The organism is Stenotrophomonas sp. CASM106 (genome assembly GCF_049384825.1).
Classification (GTDB): domain Bacteria; phylum Pseudomonadota; class Gammaproteobacteria; order Xanthomonadales; family Xanthomonadaceae; genus Stenotrophomonas; species Stenotrophomonas muris.
The window spans coordinates 1-588 of record NZ_JBMRFS010000029.1 but is presented as its reverse complement, the minus strand read 5'-3'; the positions used below and the strand labels follow the sequence as shown (position 1 = coordinate 588).

1 pseudogene is annotated in these 588 nt (G+C 63.3%); it reads left to right on the top strand.

Annotation, left to right across the window (positions count from 1 at the left end):
* Nucleotides 1-461 (top strand): annotated as a pseudogene (locus VG556_RS22340) (hypothetical protein); the annotation flags it as partial.
* Between the last annotated feature and the right edge of the window lie 127 nt (nucleotides 462-588).

The following is a 588-nucleotide window of genomic DNA, read 5'->3' as shown; positions in this document are numbered from 1 at the left end:
AAGAGGCGAGGAAGCAGCTCGGCGACGAACAAGCTGCTCTCAACGCTGCCCTCAGCCAGTACAACACCGGGAACCGCGTTTCCGGGCTGAAGAATGGATATGTGGCGAAGGTGAGGAAGCAGGCTGGCCTGCCTCCGCCCATCATTCCGTCGCCACCGGCTGTCGCCACGCCCCTGAGCCCCAACCCAGTCACAGAATCGGGCCAGGCGAATCCTTACGCCGCGTTCGGGGCGGAGAATCAGGCCAAATACGACGCCTTCTCTCGTCCGCGCGCGACCGCAATCCCCCATAGCAAGGGCCTTCAACAGGCGCCTCTCCGCGCAATTCCCCAAAGCGCGACCGCAAACCCCCCCACTGACAGAACAGTGGCCAGCCAGGCGCGCCTGCAGGCGACTGGCAGAGCGGACAACGGAAACCTAAGCAGCACAAGGCTTTCGGACGTAGAAGGGAACCGGCAGTGACGGTTCTCGAGCAGCCGGGCATCAGGCATGCGGCGTTGGCGGCGATAGAGCGCAGCCAACTAACGGGCGCCACCTTAAACTACCGGGAGCCCTACCCCTGTTCAGGTGACATTTTGAAGCCCAAGCC